Origin of the sequence: Helicobacter pylori, from assembly GCF_014496485.1 — a bacterium.
GTDB lineage: Bacteria > Campylobacterota > Campylobacteria > Campylobacterales > Helicobacteraceae > Helicobacter > Helicobacter pylori_DD.
In genome coordinates, this window is the sequence record NZ_JACTAX010000005.1 from 76409 (window position 1) to 100125 (window position 23717).

General features: G+C 38.2%; 13 protein-coding genes, 1 tRNA gene and 6 pseudogenes. 10 read left to right on the plus strand and 10 right to left on the minus strand.

All coding sequences use genetic code 11. The features are described 5' to 3' along the window. Nucleotides 1-276 precede the first annotated feature (276 nt). Nucleotides 277-2803: pseudogene (locus IC572_RS04190) on the plus strand (TonB-dependent receptor family protein). An 89-nt stretch (nucleotides 2804-2892) separates the two neighbouring features. Here the strand turns inward: IC572_RS04190 and IC572_RS04195 are convergent. Next, nucleotides 2893-3600: a YgjP family zinc-dependent metalloprotease gene (locus tag IC572_RS04195; protein ID WP_187855173.1), complete on the minus strand. Its 708-nt coding sequence runs from the start codon at nucleotides 3598-3600 to the stop codon at nucleotides 2893-2895. Further along, on the minus strand, nucleotides 3600-6575 hold the full coding sequence (locus tag IC572_RS04200; RefSeq protein ID WP_187855174.1) for a type I restriction endonuclease subunit R: 2976 nt from the start codon (nucleotides 6573-6575) through the stop codon (nucleotides 3600-3602). Before IC572_RS04200 ends, IC572_RS04195 begins: the two co-directional genes overlap by 1 nt. A gap of 69 nt (nucleotides 6576-6644) precedes the next feature. Here IC572_RS04200 and IC572_RS04205 point away from each other — a divergent pair. The 3 genes and pseudogenes from IC572_RS04205 to IC572_RS07995 all read left to right on the plus strand — a co-directional run bounded on the left by IC572_RS04205 (nucleotide 6645) and on the right by IC572_RS07995 (nucleotide 10343). Then, nucleotides 6645-9099, plus strand: a pseudogene (locus IC572_RS04205) (type I restriction-modification system subunit M). Nucleotides 9100-9134: 35 nt separating this feature from the next. Beyond that, nucleotides 9135-9746, plus strand: a pseudogene (locus IC572_RS04210) (restriction endonuclease subunit S); the annotation flags it as partial. A gap of 309 nt (nucleotides 9747-10055) precedes the next feature. After that, a complete protein-coding gene (locus IC572_RS07995) occupies nucleotides 10056-10343 on the plus strand; it encodes a cag pathogenicity island protein (RefSeq protein WP_187855184.1) in 288 nt (95 codons plus the stop codon). A gap of 366 nt (nucleotides 10344-10709) precedes the next feature. Here the strand turns inward: IC572_RS07995 and thyX are convergent, their stop codons facing one another. Genes thyX through IC572_RS04235 form a run of 4 tightly spaced genes read right to left on the minus strand, consistent with a single transcriptional unit; the run spans nucleotide 10710 to nucleotide 13978 of the window. After that, a complete protein-coding gene (gene thyX / locus IC572_RS04220; RefSeq protein ID WP_000451960.1) occupies nucleotides 10710-11336 on the minus strand; it encodes an FAD-dependent thymidylate synthase in 627 nt (208 codons plus the stop codon). Nucleotides 11337-11359: 23 nt separating this feature from the next. Further along, entirely contained in the window at nucleotides 11360-13153 is a 1794-nt protein-coding gene (gene glmS, locus IC572_RS04225) for a glutamine--fructose-6-phosphate transaminase (isomerizing) (protein WP_187855175.1), read from the minus strand. Continuing rightward, the gene (locus IC572_RS04230) at nucleotides 13154-13393 is read right to left on the minus strand and encodes a DUF2443 domain-containing protein (protein ID WP_120905622.1); all 240 of its coding nucleotides are present in this window, start codon (nucleotides 13391-13393) and stop codon (nucleotides 13154-13156) included. A gap of 42 nt (nucleotides 13394-13435) precedes the next feature. After that, the gene (locus IC572_RS04235) at nucleotides 13436-13978 is read right to left on the minus strand and encodes a nucleoside phosphorylase-I family protein (RefSeq protein WP_187855176.1); all 543 of its coding nucleotides are present in this window, start codon (nucleotides 13976-13978) and stop codon (nucleotides 13436-13438) included. A 153-nt stretch (nucleotides 13979-14131) separates the two neighbouring features. Here IC572_RS04235 and dnaA point away from each other — a divergent pair, with 153 nt between their 5' ends. Together dnaA and IC572_RS04245 are read left to right on the plus strand one after the other, a co-directional pair. Next, entirely contained in the window at nucleotides 14132-15499 is a 1368-nt protein-coding gene (dnaA, locus tag IC572_RS04240; protein WP_187855177.1) for a chromosomal replication initiator protein DnaA, read from the plus strand. Between the two features lie 227 nt (nucleotides 15500-15726). Next, nucleotides 15727-17166 (plus strand): competence protein, encoded by a 1440-nt coding sequence (locus tag IC572_RS04245; protein WP_187855178.1) that lies wholly within the window; start codon nucleotides 15727-15729, stop codon nucleotides 17164-17166. A 2-nt stretch (nucleotides 17167-17168) separates the two neighbouring features. Here IC572_RS04245 and IC572_RS04250 read toward each other — a convergent pair. Next, a tRNA-Phe gene (locus tag IC572_RS04250) sits at nucleotides 17169-17244 on the minus strand. Nucleotides 17245-17345: 101 nt separating this feature from the next. Here IC572_RS04250 and IC572_RS04255 point away from each other — a divergent pair. Then, entirely contained in the window at nucleotides 17346-18098 is a 753-nt protein-coding gene (locus IC572_RS04255) for an exodeoxyribonuclease III (protein ID WP_187855179.1), read from the plus strand. Here IC572_RS04255 and IC572_RS04260 read toward each other — a convergent pair. Beyond that, nucleotides 18095-18730, minus strand: a complete 636-nt coding sequence (locus tag IC572_RS04260) for an outer membrane protein (protein WP_187855180.1) — start codon at nucleotides 18728-18730, stop codon at nucleotides 18095-18097. The two genes, IC572_RS04255 and IC572_RS04260, sit on opposite strands and share 4 nt — an antisense overlap. Nucleotides 18731-18733: 3 nt before the next feature. Next, nucleotides 18734-19081, minus strand: coding sequence for a hypothetical protein (locus IC572_RS04265; RefSeq protein WP_000837036.1), 348 nt, complete (start codon nucleotides 19079-19081; stop codon nucleotides 18734-18736). Nucleotides 19082-19162: 81 nt separating this feature from the next. Here IC572_RS04265 and recG point away from each other — a divergent pair, with 81 nt between their 5' ends. From recG to IC572_RS04280, 3 genes and pseudogenes are all read left to right on the plus strand, one after another. Then, nucleotides 19163-21034, plus strand: coding sequence for an ATP-dependent DNA helicase RecG (gene recG / locus IC572_RS04270; RefSeq protein WP_187855181.1), 1872 nt, complete (start codon nucleotides 19163-19165; stop codon nucleotides 21032-21034). A 44-nt stretch (nucleotides 21035-21078) separates the two neighbouring features. Further along, a pseudogene (locus tag IC572_RS04275) lies at nucleotides 21079-23125 on the plus strand (site-specific DNA-methyltransferase). A 2-nt stretch (nucleotides 23126-23127) separates the two neighbouring features. After that, nucleotides 23128-23595, plus strand: a pseudogene (locus IC572_RS04280) (DEAD/DEAH box helicase family protein); the annotation flags it as partial. Between the two features lie 52 nt (nucleotides 23596-23647). Here IC572_RS04280 and IC572_RS08000 read toward each other — a convergent pair. After that, nucleotides 23648-23717 (minus strand): annotated as a pseudogene (locus IC572_RS08000) (RNA-guided endonuclease InsQ/TnpB family protein); the annotation flags it as partial.

A 23717-nucleotide genomic window follows, 5' to 3' on the forward strand; every position in this document is an offset into this window, starting at 1 on the left:
CACTTTGAGCGTCAAAAAATGTCTTGTGTGTTTTGAGAACGCATGCAAGCTTGTCGTGTGTCAAAAATGGGTATTTTCTACTAAAACCAAGCGAAATCAAAAAAAAAAAAGATTTTCATGGGATTAATAAAATTTTAAGAATTTTATGATATAATTCTGCAAATTGTTAAGTTTTTTTTATTTTTATTACTTAATAATAAGAAAGCGTTCGTTATTAGTGCGATTTTACTTGAAAAATTTAAACCATTTTTTAATCCAAAATACAAGGAGTTGGCGTTGCATAAAAAAGTTCTGTTGGCTTTAACTGCTAGTTTGATTTGCCAAGAGTCTTTGTTCGCTAAGGAAAAAGATTACACTTTGGGCAAGGTTTCTACTGCCGGCAAAAAGGATAGATCTGATTATTCTGGGCAGGTCAATTTGGGTTATAGCGGGATTACCGCGCCTAAGAGTTGGCAAGATGAAGAAGTGAAAAAATACACAGGAAGCCGCACGGTGATCTCTAATAAAGCGCTCACCCAACAAGCTAACCAAAGCATTGAAGAAGCTTTACAGAATGTCCCCGGTCTGCAAATTAGGAATGCGACAGGTGTAGGGGCTATGCCCACTATCCAAATCCGTGGCTTTGGAGCTGGGGGTTCAGGGCATAGCGATGCGACGCTGATGTTAGTCAATGGTATTCCTGTCTATATGGCCCCCTACGCTCACATTGAGCTAGACATTTTCCCTGTTACCTTTCAAGCCATTGATCGCATTGATGTGATTAAGGGTGGAGGCAGCGTGCAATACGGGCCTAACACTTATGGGGGTATTGTCAATATCATCACTAAGCCTATCCCTACTCAATGGGAAAACCAAGCGGCTGAAAGGATCACTTATTGGGCTAAGGCTAGAAACGCCGGGTTTGCCGCTCCCCCTGATAAAACCGGTGATCCTTCTTTTATCAAGTCTTTGGGCAATAACCTCCTCTATAACACCTATGTGAGGAGCGGAGGGATGATCAATAAGCATGTGGGTATCCAAGCGCAAGCTAACTGGGTTAGAGGACAAGGCTTTAGGGACAATAGCCCCTCTAACATTTCAAACTATTGGCTGGATGGGGTCTATGACATCAATGAAAACATATGGGATTAAAGCCTATTACCAATACTACGATTTTGCTATCGCTCAACCGGGATCACTCAGCGAGCAAGATTACAAAATAAACCGCTTCGCTAATCTACGCCCCTTAAACCAAAAAGGCGGGCGCTCGCAACGCTTTGGGGCTGTGTATGAAAACCGCTTCGGGGATTTAGACAGAGTGGGTGGGACTTTTAGCTTCACCTACTATGGGCAGTTGATGACTAGGGACTTTCAAGTGAGCTCTAGCTACAATAGCGCTAACATGGTTACTTGCTTTAGCGAAGCGGCATGCAGGGCGGCAGGACTTCCGGCAGGGTATAACTTGGCTGTGCCTTATTATGCCACTAACTACAATGGCTGGGCAGAAGTAGAAAACCCTGTGCGCTCTATTAACAACGCTTTTGAGCCTAAAGTGAATCTGATCGTCAATACCGGGAAAATCAAGCAAACCTTTATCATGGGCTTGCGTTTCATGACCACCACTTTTTTACAGCGCCAATACTTAAACACCAATGAATGCGCCACCAAAACGAGCGGTGAGGGGGCAGGATTCTTGTGTGAGGGTGCTAATGTGATGAGCGGTTGGAAACCCCACATCAAGCATGGCGTTTATAGAAACTGGAATAACTGGCGTAACAATTACACAGCGGTTTATTTGAGCGATCGCATTGAAGCTTGGGACGGGCGCTTTTTTATTGTGCCTGGTTTGCGCTACGCTTTTGTGCAATACAACAACGAAAATGCGGCTAACTGGATGCAAATCCCTGAGAAGGATTTAAGAAAAATCAAGCACATGAACAATTGGATGCCCTCAACCAACATTGGCTTTATCCCTGTGCAAGGCGATCACAATGTGCTTACCTACTTCAACTACCAACGCTCTTTCGTCCCGCCTCAATTAGATGTTTTGAGCTATGGAGGAGCGGAGTATTTCACCCAACACTTTGACACTGTGGAAGCAGGAGCGCGCTACACCTATAAAGATAAATTCAGCTTCAATGCGGACTACTTTAGGATTTGGGCGCGCGATTTTGCCACCGGGCAGTATTCAGTCTATACGAGTGGGCCCATGAAGGGTAATGTGCGCCCCATTAATGGCTATTCTCAAGGCGTGGAGCTGGAATTGTATTACAGGCCTATTAGAGGGTTGCAATTCCATGCCGCTTTCAACTACATTGACACTCGTGTAACTAGCCATGGCCCTTTAACAGACTTGAACGGGGATGTGCTAAAAGGGACTAGCTATAACAAGCATTTCCCTTTTGTAAGCCCTTTCCAGTTCATTCTTGACGCTCGTTACAATTGGCGTAAAACCACCATTGGTATTTCTAGCTATTTTTATAGCCGCGCTTATAGCGGGATTAGCAACAGCGCAGCAGGAGGCTATTATGGGATGCAATACTATAGTGGGGGGAACAACTATGAAAGCGTTCTTGATAGCGGTTATCAATGCGAAGCTTGGTGTATGACCCAACATGAAGGGCTATTGCCTTGGTATTGGGTGTGGAATATCCAAGTGAGCCAAATTTTCTGGGAAAACGGACGACACAGAGTTACAGGAAGCTTGCAAATCAATAACATCTTCAACATGAAGTATTATTTTACCGGGATTGGCTCTAGCCCTGCAGGCTTGCAACCTGCACCTGGAAGATCGGTTACAGCGTATTTGAACTACACTTTCTAAAGGCTTTAAAAAGGAAGGGGGTTATTGCACTATGATGAGCCGCTCAAATCAGCCGCTTAGCAATTTTATTGAAATGATGAAATCTTTATTTAAGAATATTCCAAATAAGTTTCTTTGAGGCTGGCCTTAGCCCTTTGCCAATCAGGCAAATACAAACTCAGCAAATCCCTAAAATATTCGTTATGGTGGCGTGCTTTTAAATGCAATAATTCATGCACAACCACATATTCAATGCCCTTTCTAGGCGCTTTAGCCAATTCCAAATTAAAAAGTAGGGTGCGTTTAGCAATATTACAACTCCCCCATATCCGTTTCATTTTTTGGATTCTAAAGCTTCGTATGCTTTCGTTTAAAATCTTTTCGTATTGGTTGATGTAGGTTTGTATTTTTTCTCTTAAGACTTGTCTGTAATAGTTTTCTAACACTTTTAAGCGGTTTTCTAAGCTTGTCTTTTGATGGACATGCAAGATTAAATATTTAGGGCTTTGGAGGACGAAGTGTTTTTTTATAGTGTGTTCAATCTTTAACAAATAGCGTTTCCCAAAAAGATAATGGCTTTCTCTTTCTAGCATTCCTCTTTGGCTTTGTCTGTTTTGGTTTAAAAAATTTTGTTGCTGTTCTTTTATCCAAGGGAGTCTTTTAATCAAAGAAAGCCTAAGGCTCTCATCGTTTAAAGCTAGGGGGCAAGACACATGCACAGAGCCATCAGGCGGGCAAACGCTAATGTGTAAATGCTTAATATCCTTTTTTTCTATAATAATGTTGGTATCGTTTAAAGTCAAACAATAAGCGTTCATTAACGATACTCTTCTATGTTTTTGGCTAAATTGAAGATGTTTTCCAACCAACCCTCATCGTTTATGATTTTTCTTAAAGCGATTTTAAGGTTTTTTTCTTTTTGATTATGCCCCACCCAACCATCTTTTTTATTACCCCTTATGCATGCGTCTGTTTCTAGGGCTAAGGCTTCATTTTGATCTAAATTATCATAGAGGGTTTTTAAAGCGTTAGTGTTGATCTTTTTAGGGTAATTTCTATTTTCTTTATTAATAACTTTTTTGGCTAAGTCGCAGATTTGTTGCAAGTATTCCAAATAGGTTAATTTCTTTTCTCTAAACTGGTTGATCAAATCGTTTAAAAGCGAAGATAATTTTTCGTAATACTTAGGATCGCTCGCTTCTTTTTCTACAATGCGTTTTTTGGTGTTATTAGCGATGCTTTCTGCCATAGAGCTTTCATTTTTAAACGCTTGAGAAAGCTCCTTGTTGAAATCATTAATATCCATTTGGGCTAAAACTTCGCACAGCCCTTGATCTTCTATTTGGAATAACACCTCGCTATCCATGGTCTTAATGTAAGCGTCTAAAATCCGGCGCATGTCTTCATTGTAGCTTTTTAAATCCACGCTATCCCCACTGCTTAAGCCAATCACCTTTTGTAAATGCCTGTAAAATTCCACTTCTTGTTTGATTTTTTGCGTTTCTTCTTTAGAATAAATGGGCTTTTCTAAGTTGTTCAATTCCACAAACATTCTTAAAAACGCGCCAACAAGCTGGTAAAACAACCGCCTTTTTTGAGCGCTCTTTTCTAAATTATCCCCACAAAAATAAGCGATATAATCCTCTTCATCTTTTGGCTCTTTCACGCCTTCGCAAAGCGATTTCAACTGATCTCTAGTTTCTTCTAATTTTTTCTTAATCTTTTGGGCTTTGTCAGAGATCAGCCCTTGAATGTCTTCTCTTTCATAGTTTTCAAACGCTTTATTAGTGTAATCGCTGTGCGCTTCTTGTAAGCTATCAAACAAATCCTTATAGTCTATGATACAGCCAAAATCCTTATCTTCGCTATCCAATCTATTCACCCTGCACACCGCTTGAAAAAGCTTATGATCTTGCATTTTCTTATCCATGTATAAATAAGTGAGGCTTGGCGCATCAAAACCGGTCAATAGCTTATCCACCACGATCAATAGCTTCATTCTATTAGGCTCATTAATAAAACGCTCTTTAACTTTTTCTTCAAACTCTTTAATTTGATTAAGAGCTTTTTTCTCATCTTTTTCATTAAAAAAGTTTTGCAGCATTGTGCAATAAATGCGGTATTGATAACTCTCTTCGCTCTCATCGCTCCCGCAATCTTTCAGATCAGCGATACTGGGTTCATAGCTTGTGATCACAGCCACCTTATCCTTTAATTCTGTTTTTAAAAAGAGTTCAAAATACCGGCATGCGTTATACACGCTTTCAGCCACCAGCATGGCATTCCCCTTTTCACTCCTTAATCGTGGGAGTTTTGCCATATCCAATACAATATCTTGCACAATACGAGCTAATCTGTCTTTAGTGGAAAAAACTTTTTGCAAATTAACCCATTTCTTTTTAAGCTCTGTTTTAGCCGTCTCATTCAAGCCTTGGGTTTTCAATTCAAAATATTCGTCTAGCTTTTCAGGGCTACTGACATATTGATCCACGCTTCTGGCTTCATAATTTAAATCCAGCACCACCCTATCGCTAACGGCTTCATTAAATTTATAGCAATGGATATAATTCCCAAACACTTCCTGGCTTGTCTTTTTCTCTTGTTTCAATAAAGGCGTGCCGCTAAAGGCGATAAAAATCGCATTAGGGAGCAGGCTTTTCATGGCTTTATGCAATTTACCGCTTTGGGTTCTGTGGCATTCATCCACTAAAACAACCCATTCCTTTAAAACAGGTTGTTTTTTTAAATCTTCTAAGTCGTTGTCATCAAACTTATGCACAAGCGAGCCAACCAAAAATTCCTTATTTTCAAACAGCGCGCTCAATAAATCCTTCTTGCTGTCTGCGCGATAAAGATCCTCGCCTATCCCACTAAACACGCCTTGAATTTGAGCGTCTAATTCCCTCCTGTCCGTAACGATTAAAATCCTTGCTTGTTTGAGATTCTTTCTTAGCCATTGAGTGAGCCACACCATAGTTAAGCTCTTACCGCTGCCTTGCGTGTGCCAGATAATCCCCCCTTCTTTTCTTTGGATAAATTCTTGCGTTTTTTTAATTGCAAAATATTGGTGGAACCGGGCGCATTTCTTTTGCCCCTTATCAAAAATCAAAAAATCATGGATAAATTCTAAAAACCTTTCTTTTTTTAGAAAACATTCAATCGTCTCAAACAAATTTTTTAAAACGCCTTCTTCTTTCCAAGAAAGGTAGTGTTTTTCTTTAGTTTCTATGACGCCATATCTTAGCCCTTGACTTTCATTGCCCGCCATAACCAATTGGATCGTTTTAAAAAAATCTCTAATAAACTCTTTCTTCTGGTTGTCTAAATTTTGTCTAATACCGCTTTCCACGCTCACGCTGGATTTTTTCAATTCTAGCACCCCTAAAGCGATCCCATTAATATAAAGCACCACATCCGGCCGCTTCATGTTTGGCCCTTTAACGCTCACTTCTTCAGCCACGCTAAATTCATTCTTAGAAACGTCTTTCCAATCAATGAGATAAGTCGTTTGGAAGTTTTCATTCTGGCTTATCTTAGTTTTCACGCCATAAATCAAAAGCTCGTAAAATGTTTGATTCGCTTCGTATAAATCGTTTTTTAAAGCGTTATGGATTTTCTGCTCAATTTTATGCCACCTTTCATCATTGATTTTTTGATTTTTAATTAGCCATGCTTTTAGGCTTTCTTTATTGATGTTTTCATTATCGCTCTTTGTTAAATCCCCTAAATACGCATAGCCCATTGCTTTAAAAGTTTCTATGACTTGATTTTGAACTTCCCTTTCTGTTTTCATCATAAACCCCTTAAGAACGCTTTTTATCGCTTTATATTATAATCCTAAAAACAAAATAGGGCGGTCAAAATGGCGATCAAAAAAAGCGAATTGTATAGCTCTTTATGGGCTGGAGCGGATAGCTTAAGGGGCGGAATGGATGCGAGCGAGTATAAAAACTACGTTTTGAACCTGCTTTTTTTAAAATACATCAGCGATAAAGCCAGAAGTAATATGGATAGCGAAATAGAAGTGCCACAAGGGTGCTTTTATGAAGACATCCTCGCTTTAGAGGGCGATAAGGAAATAGGCGACAAGCTCAATAAAATCATCGCCAAGATCGCAGAGCGAAACAAATTAGAAGGCGTGATTGACAGCGTGGATTTTAACGATAACGCTAAGCTTGGCGAGGGTAAGGCGATGACAGACACCCTTTCTAATTTGGTCAAAATCTTTGCGGATTTAAGTTTGGGCGCGCATGGGGCTTTAGACGATGATTTATTGGGCGACGCTTACGAATATTTAATGCGCCATTTCGCCAGCGAGTCCGGTAAATCCAAAGGGCAGTTTTACACCCCTAGCGAAGTTTCGCTTTTATTATCCCTTTTGCTTGGCATTGATGAAAACACCAAACAAGATAAAAGCATTTATGATCCCACTTGCGGGAGCGGTTCGTTATTATTAAAAGCTTCTAGTTTGGCCGGCAAAAAGGGTTTAACTATCTATGGTCAAGAAAAAGACATTTCCACCACAGCCCTTTGCAGAATGAATATGATTTTACACAATAGCGCTGATGCTAATATTGCTAAAGGGGGTTTTAGCACCCTTTCTAACCCCCTTTTTACTACTGAAAATGGCATGCTAAAAACCTTTGATTATGTCGTGGCTAACCCTCCTTTTAGCTTGAAAAATTGGACTGATGGGCTAAGCATAGACCCTAAAAGCAAGCAAGTCATTAAATAGTTTCAATCGCTTTGAAGACGGCACGCCCCCTGAAAAAAATGGCGATTTCGCTTTTTTGCTCCACATCATCAAGTCCTTAAAAGACACAGGTAAAGGGGCAGTGATTTTACCCCATGGGGTGCTATTTAGGGGAAATGCTGAAGCACAAATTAGAAAAAATCTTTTAACAAAAGGCTATATTAAAGGCGTGATAGGCCTAGCCCCTAATCTTTTTTATGGCACTTCCATTCCTGCATGCGTGATTGTTTTAGACAAAGAAAACGCGCATGCCAGAAAGGGCGTTTTTTTGATCGATGCGAGCAAGGATTTTAAAAAAGACGGCAATAAAAACCGCTTAAGGGATCAAGATGTCCAAAAAATGATAGACACTTTTAACGCTTACAAAGAAATCCCTCATTATTCCAAAATGGTGAGCCTAGAAGAAATTAGCGCTAACGACTATAACTTGAATATCCCGCGCTACATTGCCGCCAAGCAAGAATTGGAAAAAGACTTGTTCGCTTTAATCAACAGCCCTAGTTATTTGCCCAAAAACGAAATTGAAGCCTACGCCCCTTATTTTCAAGTGTTTAAAGAGCTTAAAAACACGCTTTTTAAAAAGAGCGATAAAGAGGGTTATTACGCTTTAAAAACAGAATGCGAAAACATCAAAGAATTAATCACCCAAAGCTTAGAATACCAAACCTTCCACGCTTCTGTTTTGAGCGCTTTTGACCGATTGGAACTATTTACAACTTTTAATGATTTAGAGCCAGGTTTTAACCCAAAAACCCTCATAGAAAGCGTTTGTTCAAAGGTTTTAAAAGAATTTGAAAAAGTGGGAATTTTAGACAAATACGGCGTGTACCAGCTCTTCAAAGATTACTACAACGAAGTCTTGCAAGACGATTGGTTCCTCATCTCATTCAATGGCTTTAGAAGCGCTAAAGAATTAAGGAAATTAACCCCCCTAAAAGACAAAAACAAAAAGGCCAATTATTTGGAGGAGCCGGATTTTGTCATTCAAAAAACCTACTACAAAAGCGATCTAATCCCTAAAAACTTGATCAAACAACGCTTTTTTGAAAAAGAAACAAAAGAATTAGAAGAATTAGAAAACGCCCTCAATGAAAAAGAGGCCCTTTTAGATGAATTTATAGAAGAGCATTCTAATGAACAGGGGCTTTTTGATGGATTGAAAATCAATGAAAGCGTTTTGAAAAAAGAGCTAAAAAACGCCACCGATTTAGAAGATGAAAAAACCCTAAAAACCGCTTTAGAATGGCTAGAGGCTAAAAACAAGGCACTAAAAATGAAAAATAAAGCTTATGAGGAGCTGGAATTAAAAGCGTTCCACCAGTATAAAAACCTTGAAATCAATGAAATTAAGGATCTCATCATCCAAGACATCCAAGACAAATGGCTCAACAGCTTGAAAAACGCCCTAGAAAACAAGATTTTAAAACGCACCAACGCTTTTATTAGCGCTCTTAATGAAATCATTTCAAGCTACTCTAACAGCTTGTTAGAACTAGACAAAGAAGTCAAAGAGAGCGAATCAAAAGTTTTAGAGCATTTGAAAGATTTGGGGTTAATGGGGTGATGGAACGCATGGACGCGTTAACAACGCCCTTACCAAAGGCTTGGCAAAAAGTAAAGCTTGGGGATATAGGAATAACTATAAGTGGATTAGCAGGAAAAACAAAGCAAGATTTTATCAATGGCAATGCTAAATATATTACATTTTTGAATGTTTTAAATAATGTCATAATAGATACTTCTATACTAGAAAATGTAAAAATATACCCAAATGAAAAACAAAATTCCTTTAAAAAATATGATTTATTTTTTAATACTTCTTCAGAAACTCCAAAAGAAGTAGGCATGTGTGCCGTGCTTTTAGATGATATAGACCAAGTCTTTTTGAATAGTTTTTGTTTTGGTTTTAGAATATTTGACAAGGCAGTTGATAGCTTGTTTTTATCATACTTAATTAATAGCGAAATAGGCAGAAAAGCTTTTGAAAATTTAGCACAAGGTTCAACACGATACAATTTATCAAAGAGTGGTTTTAATAATGCTTGCCTTATTTTACCCCCTCTAAACGAACAAATCGCTATCGCTAACGTTTTAAGCGCTTTGGATAATGAAATCATTAGCCTTAAAAACAAAAAACGCCAATTTGAAAACATCAAAAAAGCTTTAAACCACGATTTAATGAGCGCTAAAATCAGGGTTTTAAAAAAATAAAACGCCCCAAAAGTCAAGGACAAACCCGCTTATAAAGGAAACCCCCAAGCTTTTCAACTTAGGGGAACGCTCTTAGAAAAATCAGCGTTTCACAGAAACGATCACTTTAAGCCCCAAAAAAGCAAACTCAAAGTATAATGATCTCCAAGAGCGTTTGTTATGTGTCTTAGGCATAACATGCTCCTTTTAAGGTAGTTTGCCCCATATCGCAACTATGGGGCGTGATGAAATCCTACAACAAACCCCCTTAAAACTTTTAATTTTACAAACGCTAAAACAAGATTAAAAAATTGAATGAAAAGATTAAAAATAAAACGCCCCAAAAGTCAAGGACAAACCACCCACAAGGAAACCCCTAAGCTTAAAAGCTTAGGGGAACTTTGGCTAATATATTACTTTTCTATAGAAAAGACCACTTTAAACCCCTTAAAAGAGATTTTAATGTATAATACTAGCCAAGAGTTTTTATCATGTTTTCTTCGCATGATAAACCCTTTTAACCGTGATTTGCCCCATAATGCAACTATGGGGCGTGATGAAATCCTACAACAAACCCCCTTAAAATTCCTCATTCTACAAACGCTAAAACAAGATTAAAAAAAATGTGAATGAAAAGATAAAAAAATGAAACGCCCCAAAAGTCAAGGGCAAACCCGCTTTTTAAAGGAAACCCCTAAGCTTTTCAACTCAGGGGAACGCTCTTAGAAAAATCAGCGTTTCACAGAAACGATCACTTTAAGCCCCAAAAAAGCAAACTCAAAGTATAATGATCTCCAAGAGCGTTTGTTATGTGTCTTAGGCATAACATGCTCCTTTTGACATAGGATTTGCCCCATAAAGCCACTTATGGGGCGTGATGAAATCCTACAACAAACCCCCTTAAAATCTCATCTAATCAAACGCAAAAACAAGGCGTTTTAAAAACATCAAAAAATGAGCATTATTAAGCGGCATTGTTTAAAACTAATGTTTCAAACAATCTTCAAACAAATATTGATGCTCGCCAGGTAAGGCGTCAAATAAGGCTTTGGCTAAATCTTGCATTTCTTTTAAGGCTTTATTACTGCTCCTTAAAGTCAATAAATTTTGCAAGCTCCTAGCGTTAATGCTATAAGCTAAATGCGTTTTATAGCTTTCAGGCATGGCGTATTTGGCTAAATCGTTTTTAATGTTATGCTCGCTCAATAAAACCCTTAGATTTTCCAAAGCTAAAACGCTCATTGCATTCACTTTTTCATTATCCACGAACACTAAAAACTCTTTAGCTCTTTCTAAATTCGTTTCATTAAGGGGTAAAAAGCTCTCCACTTCTTTCAATTCCCTTAAAGTGTAACGGCTTGATTTCACGCTCAAGCTCGCTATTCGATGCCGGCTCAATTCTTGCAACGCCCCCCTACTCAAACCCTTGATTTCAAAATTGTAATAAAGATGCTCTAAAGTGGAAGAATGCCTGAAAATATTCCCCACCCTGTGGATCAAATCCTTATCCTTACAACCTCCATTATCACTGTATTCAAAGCTCTGCCAGCAAGTGCGGATCGCTTGGCTCGCAATGTCTAAAGGGGTGTAGTGCTTACAAATCACTTCCATTATTTGACTCCTAATATCGCTTTTTATTCCACGGTAACGCTTTTAGCCAAGTTTCTTGGGTGATCCACATCGTGGTTCAAACGCATAGCGATTTCTAAGGCTAAAAGCTGCATCGCTAAATTCATGCGGAAAAATTCTTCCATGTAGCTTTCGCTCTCTTCTAATTGGATAAAATCATCAGCGATCTCTAAAATTTCAGAACTTAACACGCAAATCGTAGAATCCCTAGCACTCAATTCTTCAATATTGCTTTTGGTTTTATCAAATAACAGATGCTTAGACAATAGAGCAATGGTAAAAAGATTGGAATCCACTAACGCAATAGGCCCATGCTTCATCTCCGCGCTCGCATACCCCTCAGCATGCAAGTAGCTGATTTCTTTAAGTTTCAACGCTCCTTCTAAAGCGAGCGGGTAAAACACATCACGGCCAATATAAAAAAAGCCATGCCCATGCAAGTAGCGTTTGGATAAGCGCTTGATTTTTTCATGCAATTTAGGCTCTACTTTCATCGCATTCACGCTATTGAGCATGTTTTTAGCCTGGATCTTTTCTTCTTCTTTAGAGATAGTCCCTAGCTGTTTGCCTAGATACACGCTCAAAAGCCATAAAAGCATCACCTGCGAAGAAAACGCCTTAGTGGATGCCACGCTCCTTTCTACCCCCGCTCTAATTAAAAGCGTGTGATCACTAATGCGGCTCATCATGCTAAAAGGAGCGTTACACAAACTGATGGTTTTAAGCCCTTGGGCTTTGGCTAATTTTAAAGCCTCCAAAGTGTCAGCGGTTTCCCCGCTTTGAGAAATCGCTATAAAAAGCTCGTTAGGGTTGCTTTTAAAATGGGCGTAGCGGTATTCGCTCGCTAAAATGCTCCTCGCTCTTATTTTGGTCAATCTTTCAAACAAATACACGCTCGCCAAACTCGCATGGTAACTGCTCCCGCAAGAACACAGCGTGATCTCGCTCACATTTTCCAAAAATTCAGGATCGATCTCGCAATACACATTCAAGGCTTCCAAGCGCCCCTCTAAGCACTCTAACAAACTGCTGTGCTGCTCATAAATCTCTTTTTCTAAATAATTCCTAAAATCCCCTTTAGAATAATCCTTATTTTCAAAAGCGTAATCTTTCATGTTTTCAATATTTTTTAAATCTTTAAAATTTTCTAAAGAAATCTGCCCCACGCTGTTTTCTTCTAAAATGACAAATTGATCCACTTTAGGGGCTAACACGCTCAAACTGGACGCAAAAAACACCCCCTCTTTGCCCTTACCCACAACTAAAGGCGAAGAAGATTTAGCGTAAAACAAGCTCTCTTTAGCCCTTTTATGGAGCATTAAAATCGCGTAACTCCCTTTTAAAAGGCTGATGCTTTTTTCAAAGGCTTTCAATAAATCGCTCTCGCTTTTAAGCGTTTCTTCTAATAAATGCGCAATGACTTCCGTGTCCGTTTGGCTCAAAAACGCATGCCCTTTATTTTCTAATTCTTTTTTCAAGCTCGCGTAATTTTCAATGATGCCATTATGCACTAAGGCTAAATTTTCTGTAAAATGCGGGTGGGCGTTCGTGCTGCTTGGTTTGCCATGCGTTGCCCATCTGGTGTGAGCGATACTCACGCCAAAATCCAAAAACTCTTTATTTTTAAGCTCCAATCTAAGGTTTTCTAATTTCCCTTGAGTTTTAAACACTTCCAAATAATCATTGCTCAATACGGCTAAACCCGCACTGTCATAACCTCTGTATTCCAATTCCTTTAAGCCCTCTAAAAGAACGGATTTTTTCTCGCTATCCCCTATATAACCTACAATCCCACACATTTAAAACACCAATAACCCTTTTTTGATTTTATTTAAAGCGTTAATAAGCTCCTTCAATCGCTCCACTTCTTCGCTTAGTTGCGCAAAAAACGCTTCATTCACGCCCTTTGGCATGTCCATGCTCCCTCTTTTAATTTCAATAAAATCCCCCAAACTCAAATTCGCCAATTTTAAAAGCATTTCAATTTCATTTTGCGAATCTTCAATATCCGCTAAAATCTTGCGTATTTTTTCAAACATGTGATCGCCTTTAATTTAGAATGCTCCATGATAGCTAAACTATTAAATTATTAAACTATCAATGATGTTTTCTAAAATCTGTTTGACTTTGGCGTGGTTTTCTTTAAATTCCTTATGCGCGTTAAGCCCTACATAATTACTCACGCAAAAAATCCCTTTAGCCTTCAAAGAAAACGCCTTAGCCACGCTTAAAACGCTAAAAAACTCCATGTTTTCTAATAAAACGCCCTTTTGAACCATTTTTTTAGCAAACATTTCGCTCGTGTGGATGTAGTTACTGCTATTCACGCCCACCCTTTCAAAAAGAGCCTTCTCTTCAGTTTCTATGTGAATGAAATTATCCAAAGGCGTGTAGCTGTTTAAATGGCTAAAACTCTCTTCAATTTGATAGCCGCAAACGCTTTCAAACACGCTTAAAAGCTCCATTTCTGGGCTATAACTCCCCGCGCTCCCTATAAAAATAAGGCTTTCTGTATCAGGGTTTTTTAAACACATTCTCGTTAAATTAATCGCGCTTCCTATCAAGCCCACACCAATAGGCACCGCTTTTTTTAAAGTTTCATTCCTTCCAGCGCAAAGCAGCATGAAAATCCTTTTTTTTGCATCCATTAGCTTATTATAAAGCAATCATTATAGACAAACCCTTAAAAGAAACACCTTAATTTTAAGGCTTCATTCACATTTCATTCACATGTTATTCCTTTTTCATTCACCACTTATTCACGCTATAATAACGCCATGGATACCAACAACAATATTGAAAAAGAAATCTTGGCACTAGTCAAACAAAAAGTTAGTCTCATAGAGTATGAAAATTACTTTAGCCAACTCAAATACAACCCTAACGCGAGCAAGAGCGATATTGCCTTTTTTTATGTCCCCAACAAAGTCTTATGCACCACGATTACGGCTAAATACGGCGCGTTGCTTAAAGAAATTTTAAGCCAAAATAAAGTCGGCATGCATTTAGCCCATAGCGTGGATGTGCGTATTGAAGTAGCACCTAAAATCCAAATTAACGCCCAAGCTAATATCAATTATAAAGCGGTAAAAACGAGCGTCAAAGACTCTTACACTTTTGAAAATTTTGTCGTAGGCTCATGCAATAACACCGTTTATGAAATCGCTAAAAAAGTCGCCCAAAGCGATACCCCCCCTTATAACCCGGTGCTTTTTTATGGCGGCACAGGGTTAGGCAAAACGCACATTTTAAACGCTATCGGTAACCATGCCCTAGAAAAGCATAAAAAAGTCGTGTTAGTCACTTCAGAAGATTTTTTGACAGACTTTTTAAAGCATTTAGACAACAAAACCATGGATTCTTTTAAAGCAAAATACCGCCATTGCGACTTTTTCTTGTTAGATGACGCTCAATTTTTGCAAGGAAAACCCAAACTAGAAGAAGAATTTTTCCACACTTTCAACGAATTGCACGCCAACAGCAAACAAATCGTATTGATTTCAGACCGATCGCCTAAAAACATCGCCGGCTTAGAAGATCGCTTAAAATCGCGCTTTGAATGGGGGATAACCGCTAAAGTCATGCCCCCTGATTTAGAAACCAAACTTTCCATTGTCAAACAAAAATGCCAACTCAATCAAATCATTTTGCCTGAAGAAGTGATGGAATACATCGCCCAACACATCAGCGACAATATCCGCCAAATGGAAGGCGCAATCATTAAAATCAGCGTGAATGCGAACTTGATGAACGCTCCCATTGATTTGAACCTCGCTAAAACCGTTTTAGAAGATTTGCAAAAAGATCATGCTGAAGGCTCAAGCTTGGAAAATATCTTGCTCGCTGTCGCGCAAAGCTTGAATCTCAAATCCAGCGAAATCAAAGTCTCTTCGCGCCAAAAAAATGTCGCTTTGGCGAGAAAATTAGTCGTGTATTTCGCCAGGCTTTATACCCCTAACCCCACGCTCTCGCTCGCTCAGTTTTTGGATTTAAAGGATCATTCAAGCATTTCTAAAATGTATTCTAGCGTTAAAAAAATGCTTGAAGAAGAAAAAAACCCTTTTATCTTAAGCCTTAGAGAAGAAATCAAAAACCGCCTGAACGAATTGAACGATAAAAAAACCGCTTTCAATTCAAGTGAATGAAAAAAGGCTTATGAAAAAGCGTTTCATTCACTCTTTTTCAAATCCTACAACCCCCCTAAAACGCGTGCCTCTAAAGCTTTTTAATTTTTCATTCCATTCATTCACGCCCCTACTACTGTTACTAATTATTATTAATTAAAGTGTTACCTATCTATAACTTATTTATGACTTTTACTAAACCTTTTTTTAAGATATAATCCAAAAATCTAAAATAAAAAGGAATAAGCATGAAAAAATCCCTTTGTCTGTCTTTTTTTCTGACTTTCTCTAACCCTCTTCAAGCCCTTGTGATCGAGCTTTTAGAAGAGATCAAAACTTCGCCGCATAAAGGCACTTTTAAGGCTAAAGTCCTTGATTCTAAAGAACCAAAACAAGTTTTAGGCGTTTATAATATCTCCCCACACAAAAAACTCACGCTCACTATCACCCACATATCCACTGCAATTGTCTATCAACCCCTTGATGAAAAACTTTCTTTAGAAACGACCTTAAGCCCTAACCGCCCTACTATCCCTAGAAACACCCAAATCGTTTTTTCTTCAAAAGAATTGAAAGAGTCGCACGCGCACCAAATACCTTCTTTAAACGCACCCATGCAAAAACCACAAAATAAACCCAGCTCATCGCAACAATCCCCTCAAAACTTTTCCTATCCAGAATCCAAACTAGGCTCTAAAAACTCTAAAAACAGCCTTTTACAACCCTTAGTAACTCCTAACAAAGTAAGCCATGCTAATGAAGTTAAAACGCCAACAAATGACGCTAATCCCCCTTTAAAACATTCTTCAGAAGATCAAGAAAACAACCTTTTTGTAGCGCCACCCACTGAAAAAACGCTCCCTAACAACACCCCTAACGCTGATATTAGTGAAAACAATGAAAGCAATGAGAATAAGGATAATGTGGAAAAACAAGCGATTAGAGATCCTAATATTAAAGAATTTGCATGCGGGAAGTGGGTCTATGACGATGAAAATTTACAAGCTTACCGCCCAAGCATTTTAAAACGCGTTGATGAAGACAAACAGACTGCGACAGATATTACCCCTTGCGATTACAGCACCGCTGAAAATAAAAGCGGTAAAATCACTACCCCCTATACTAAAATCTCTGTTCATAAAACAGAGCCTTTAGAAGAGCCTCAAACTTTTGAAGCTAAAAATAATTTCGCCATTCTCCAAGCCAGAAGCTCTACAGAAAAATGCAAAAGGGCTAGAGCAAGAAAAGACGGCACGACTAGGCAATGCTATCTGATAGAAGAGCCTTTAAAACAAGCATGGGAGAGTGAGTATGAAATCACCACGCAATTAGTGAAAGCCGTATATGAACGCCCCAAACAAGACGATCAAATAGAGCCGACTTTTTATGAAACCAGCGAATTGGCTTATTATTCCACACGAAAAAGCGAAATAACGCATAACGAATTGAATTTGAATGAAAAATTCATGGAATTTGTGGAAGTGTATGAGGGGCATTATTTAAACGATATAATCAAAGAGAGCAGCGAATACAAAGAATGGGTTAAAAACCATGTGCGCTTTAAAGAAGGGGTGTGCATGGCCTTAGAAATAGAAGAGCAACCACGAGCTAAAAGCACGCCTTTGAGCATTGAAAACTCTCGTGTGGTGTGTGTCAAAAAGGGGAATTATTTATTCAACGAAGTTTGAAATGGTGGCTTGAGGCGGAATCGAACCACCGACACGAAGATTTTCAGTCTTCTGCTCTACCGACTGAGCTATCAAGCCAAGCAAAAAACAATTATTACATAAAAAAGGTAAAATAAAGCTTAATTTTTAAAAAAATGACTAAAAAGATATAATTCACTCAAAATCAAACAAGGATTAAAATGAAATTGATTTCATGGAATGTGAACGGGTTAAGGGCTTGCATGACTAAGGGCTTTATGGATTTTTTTAATAGCGTTGATGCGGATATTTTTTGCATTCAAGAATCTAAAATGCAGCAAGAACAAAACACTTTTGAATTTAAAGGGTATTTTGATTTTTGGAATTGCGCGATTAAAAAGGGTTATTCTGGGGTGGTAACTTTCACTAAAAAAGAGCCTTTAAGCGTGAGCTATGGTATTAATATAGAAGAGCATGATAAAGAAGGGCGTGTGGTAACTTGCGAATTTGAGTCGTTTTATTTAGTGAATGTTTATACCCCTAATTCCCAACAAGCCCTATCCAGGCTTAGTTATCGCATGAGTTGGGAAGTGGAATTCAAGAAATTTTTAAAAGCTTTAGAATTGAAAAAACCCGTCATTGTGTGCGGGGATTTGAATGTGGCCCACAATGAAATTGATTTAGAAAACCCTAAAACCAACCGAAAAAACGCCGGCTTTAGCGATGAAGAGAGAGAAAAATTCAACGAGCTTTTGAACGCTGGTTTCATTGACACTTTCCGTTATTTTTACCCTAACAAAGAAAAGGCTTACACCTGGTGGAGTTATATGCAACAAGCAAGGGATAAAGACATTGGTTGGCGCATTGATTATTTTTTATGCTCTAATCCTTTAAAAACGCGCTTAAAAGACGCTTTAATCTATAAAGATATTTTAGGGAGCGATCATTGTCCGGTGGGGTTGGAATTAGTTTAAAGGTAGAAAGTGTGCGAAATAAAGACGGAAAAAAGCCTTACAAAGGGTGAGTCGTATTCAAAAGCAAAAGGCCATTTGACTCCCACTTCAATACTAGCGTCATGGTGGAATAGCACGGTTTGGAATTTAAACCCTACTAAACCCAACATCCTAAAATTTGAAGTTTTGAGCGAAAACCCTTGAATGCTACGCCAGTCGTCAATGATGAAATTCGCGCTGTGTTTGGAAATCGTCCATGTGTTTTCAGCAACTTGCATGCCATAAAAAAGGGAAAATACATACAAGGGGTTTTTATTGTATTCTACGATCAAATCCCCTCCAAAGCCGTAAGTGAACATGTTCGCTTGAGCGCCCGTTCTTTTATTGAGGATGACATTCCCATAATCCATAAAAAAGTAATAGCGCGAATAAAACCAGTAGTTAGTGGGGTTAATCTCCCAGCCTAGAGAAAAGCTCGCCCCTTCAATCGTGCGTTTGAGATCGTTGTATTTTTTCATGATCATTTTCCCCACCTGGTATTGAGAAGCCACATAAAAACGGCTTTTGGCTTGCATAATGGTGGGGTTTAAAAAATAAACGCTTAAAAATAAAGGGGTTACTTTTTTAAATAAATCCTTTGAAAAAAGTTTCACACTTTAATACTTCCTATTGAGTGGGGAGTTGAGATTGTCTTGGTGGTTAGTGGCTCGTTGCAAAACATTGTTCGTTCTTTTTTGCGAAGGATCAGCGTTTTCTTCATTATTGATTTCATCAATTTTATTTTCGTTATTGATCAGATCATTCACCTCTTTGGTGGCTTTTTCATCTTCTTCTTCATGTTCAATTTTTTTTATATCCTTATTCGCTTGATTGATTGGATTGTTTTGAGTGGTTTTAGTGTTGTTTTGGTGCGATTGGGACGATTTTTTAGGCTCGTCTTTGCATGCGCTAAACAGGCTTAAAACAAAAGAGATAGCGATAAAATGAGTGATTTTAGATTTCATCGATTAAATTTCCTTAAGTCAATGTATAATTTGACTATCTTATCATAAAAACGATTAAGGATTGGCTAGGGTAAGAACAAATTGCAAGAAACAGATAACTTATTAAAAACATTGGATGTGAAATCGCTTTTAGAAGCCTTGCTTGTTTATACGCCCAAAGGTTATAAAGATTTAAATTTATTAGAGCGTTTTGAAACGGGCTTGAGCGGCGTTTTAGAAGTGGGTATTTTAGAGAAAAGAAACTACGCCAAAGTTTTAAAGATTTTCGCCTATTCCAAACGATTTTACAAAAATTTAGAGCTTGTTTTTTTCAATTACAGCGCGTTCCATCACAGCCAGTTTAAAACCGGTGAGAGTTTGTTCATTTATGGTAAATTAGAGCAAAGCTCTTTTAATCAAGCTTATATCATTAACACGCCTAAAATCCTTACCGAATTTGGCAAAATTTCTTTAATTTTTAAAAAAGTTAAAAATCATAAAAAAATACAAGAAAATTTACAAAAACTCCTTTCGTTAGAAAATTTAAAAAAGGAAGGCGTTAAAGAAAATATCGCGCGTTTATTGTTAGAAATCTTTTTCCCCACGCCGCATTTTGTCAAGGATTTTGAAACGAATAAAAATTTTCCTTCACAACATTTAAATGCATTAAAATACATTGAAATGCTTTTTTATATGAAAAATTTAGAGCGCAAAAAATTGCAATTCAGTGCTAAAATCGCATGCCCCAATAATAGCGAACGCTTGAAAGCGTTTATCGCTTCTTTACCCTTCAAACTCACGCGCGATCAACAAAACGCCATTAAAGAAATCCAAAGCGATCTCACTAGCTCCATAGCGTGCAAGCGTTTGATTATAGGCGATGTGGGGTGCGGGAAAACGATGGTGATTTTAGCGAGCATGGTATTAGCCTACCCTAATAAAACCCTTTTAATGGCGCCCACTTCCATTCTCGCTAAACAGCTTTATAACGAAGCCTTAAAATTTTTACCCCCTTATTTTGAAGTGGAATTACTGCTTGGCGGGAGCCGCAAGAAGCGATCCAATCATTTGTTTGAAACAATCACTCATGTGGTTATCGGCACGCAAGCGTTGTTGTTTGATAAGCGCGATTTGAATGAATTCGCACTAGTGATCACTGATGAGCAGCACCGATTTGGCACAAAACAGCGCTACCAATTAGAAAAAATGGCAAGCAGTAAGGGCAATAAACCCCATTCTTTGCAATTTTCCGCTACCCCCATTCCTCGCACTCTGGCTTTAGCCAAAAGCGCGTTTGTGAAAACGACCATGATTAGAGAAATCCCTTACCCTAAAGAAATTGAAACTTTAGTCTTGCATAAAAGAGATTTTAAAATAGTGATGGAAAAAATCAGCGAAGAAATCGCTAAAAACCACCAAGTCATTGTCGTCTATCCGCTGGTGAATGAAAGCGAAAAAATCCCGTATTTATCGCTCAGTGAGGGGGCAAGTTTTTGGCAAAAACGCTTTAAAAACGTTTATACCACTTCAGGGCAAGATAAAAATAAAGAAGAAGTGATTGAAGAATTTAGAGAGTCTGGGAGCATTCTTTTAGCGACTACGCTCATTGAGGTGGGCATTTCTTTACCACGATTGAGCGTTATGGTGATTTTAGCGCCCGAAAGGTTAGGCTTAGCGACTTTGCACCAGTTAAGGGGGCGCGTGTCTCGTAACGGATTGAAAGGCTATTGTTTTTTATGCACGATCCAAGAAGAAAACGAACGATTGGAAAAATTTGCTGATGAATTGGACGGCTTTAAAATCGCTGAATTGGATTTAGAATACAGAAAAAGCGGGGATTTACTCCAGGGAGGGGAGCAGAGCGGGAATAGTTTTGAATACATTGACTTAGCCAAAGATGAAAACATTATCGCTGAAGTGAAACGGGATTTTTTAAAGGCCGCTAGCGTTTCACGGGGAACATTTGAAAATTAAGGTGGAATTGGATAATTTAAATCATTATAAAATAAAGGATAGAGATGCAAAATAAAGAAATTGGTGGAGAAAAAAGCGTTAATGAAAAAAATGTAGAGGTTTTCAATCGTTATTTTCCCGGTTGCTTGAGCATGGAAAATGACAACCAACTCACGCTGGATACAAAAAAATTAAAAGCGTTGCTAGGGGATTTTAGCGAGATAAAAGAAGAGGGCTATGGGTTGGATTTTGTGGGTAAGAAAATCGCCTTAAATCAAGCTTTTAAGAAAAATCATAAGATTTTAAAGCCCTTAAACGAATCCACTAGCAAGCACGTTCTCATCAAGGGCGATAATTTAGACGCTCTCAAAATCTTAAAACAAAGCTATAGTGAAAAAATCAAAATGATTTACATTGACCCTCCTTACAACACGAAAAAGAATTTTATCTATGGCGATGATTTTTCGCAATCCAATGAAGAGGTTTTAAAACAATTGGATTATTCTAAAGAAAAACTGGATTATATCAAAAATCTTTTTGGGTTAAAAAGCCATAGCGGGTGGCTTAGTTTCATGTATCCCAGATTGCTGCTCGCTAGAGATTTGCTCAAACAAGACGGCGTGATTTTTATTTCTATTGACGATAACGAAGCCGCCCAACTCAAACTTTTATGCGATGAGATTTTTGGGGAGGGGAATTTTTTATCATCTTTGACTTGGCTTAAAGGTAACGCTCAAAATGATGCGCAATATTTTCAAAACAATTACGAAAATATTCTTGTTTATGCAAAGCATGTTGAAGCGCTCAGTCTTAATCGCATGGCTTCAAAAAAAGAAGTCAAGGTATTTTGTGAAAATGATAAATATTATTATGAGGGAGCTGGGCTTACAACAGGCGGAGCTGGAGGGACTTTAAACGCACGAGCAAATTTAGGTTATAGTATTTACTATAATCCTAAAACGCTAGATTTTTTAGGTGTAGATGACTATGATAAAAAATTAGCAAAAAGTAGTAATGATGAAAATCTAGTTTATAGCGATAGACAAGACTTATTAAAACAAGGCTATGAAATCATAAGACCACCCAAAAAGGGTGTTGGACTTGGGCGTTGGACTTGGGCGTTGGATACTTTTAATAGTAATAAAAATATTATTTCTATTAAAAAAAATAGTAGAAATGAATATGTAATTTGTAAAAAAGAATTTTTAGATAAAAAGCAAGTTCAACAAAATGAAAACGGCGAATTTTACGCTATTTTAGACAAATCATCGCCCGCAAGAAATGTGATAGAAAATATCGGCGGTGGTAATGGGACAAAAGAAGTTAATGCCCTTTTTAATCAAAAGATTTTTTCTAACCCCAAACCCTTAAAACTCATTAACCGACTGATTGAATTATCCACTAACGAGGGTGACATCATCTTAGATTTTTTTGCCGGGAGCGGGACAACCGCGCATGCCGTGTTAGAGAGTAATAAGAGCGATTATCAAAAATTAAGTGAGGGGGGGGGGGTTATTTAATGGCTTGAACGCCGCATTTAAAGAAAGGCGCTTCATTCTCGTCCAATTAGATGAAAAAATTGATCCCAAGAAAAACAAAAGCGCGCATGATTTTTGTTTGAACACCTTAAAATCTGAATCCCCAAGCATTTTTGACATCACCCAAGAAAGGATTAAAAGAGCGGGGGCTAAAATCCAAGAAGCTTGCCCCAATTTAGATGTGGGGTTTAGAGCGTTTGAAATCGTTGATGATGAAACGCATGCGAACGATAAAAATCTCAGTCAAGCCAATCAAAAGGATTTGTTCGCTTATTCTAACCCTGAAAAAATGCAAACTCAAACGATTTTAATCAAGCTTTTAGGCTGCGAGGGTTTGGATCTCACTACGCCTATAATTTGCTTGATTGAAAACGCCTTGTATCTGGCTCAAAATACGGCTTTCATTGTGGGGGATATGGAAATGAGTGAGGTTTTAGAAAACTTGAAAGATAAAGGGGTGGAAAAAATTAGCGTGTATATGCCAGCTATCAGTAACGACAGGCTGTGTTTGGAATTGGGCAGTAATTTGTTGGATTTGAAATTAGAGAGCGGCGATTTAAAGATTAGGGGGTAGAGATGAAAATCAAATTCAAACGATTGGATTATCAAGAAAAATGTTTGAATCAAATTTTAGGGGTGTTTAAGGGGATCTATTTGAGAGAGCCAGAAAATGACGCTCAAAGGATTGCTAACCCTGTTTTTGAAACAGAAGCGATCAAGGATCTTTTATTAGAAAATATTGAGGATTTACGATCCGAGCCAAAAATAACCCAGGGAAGCGTGGGGATTGAGAAGTCGCTAAACTGCGATATTTTAATGGAAACAGGCACCGGGAAGACCTTTTGCTTTTTGGAGTGCGTTTATGCCTTGCACAAAAACTACCATTTGTCAAAATTTATCGTTTTAACGCCAAGCAACGCCATTAAATTAGGGGTTTTAAAGAGCGTTGAAATCACCAGAGAATTTTTTAAAAGCGAGTATTCTAACACGCATTTAGAAAGTTATGAAAATGCAGAAAGATTCATTCTAGCGAGCAACCGTGAAACCACCCCTTGCTAAAGCAAGGAGCTTCCTAACTAAAGCGCCCTAATGGACACTAACACGAAAGGCTTTGTTCTTTAAAGTCTGCATGGATATTTCCTACCCCAAAAAGACTTAACCCTTTG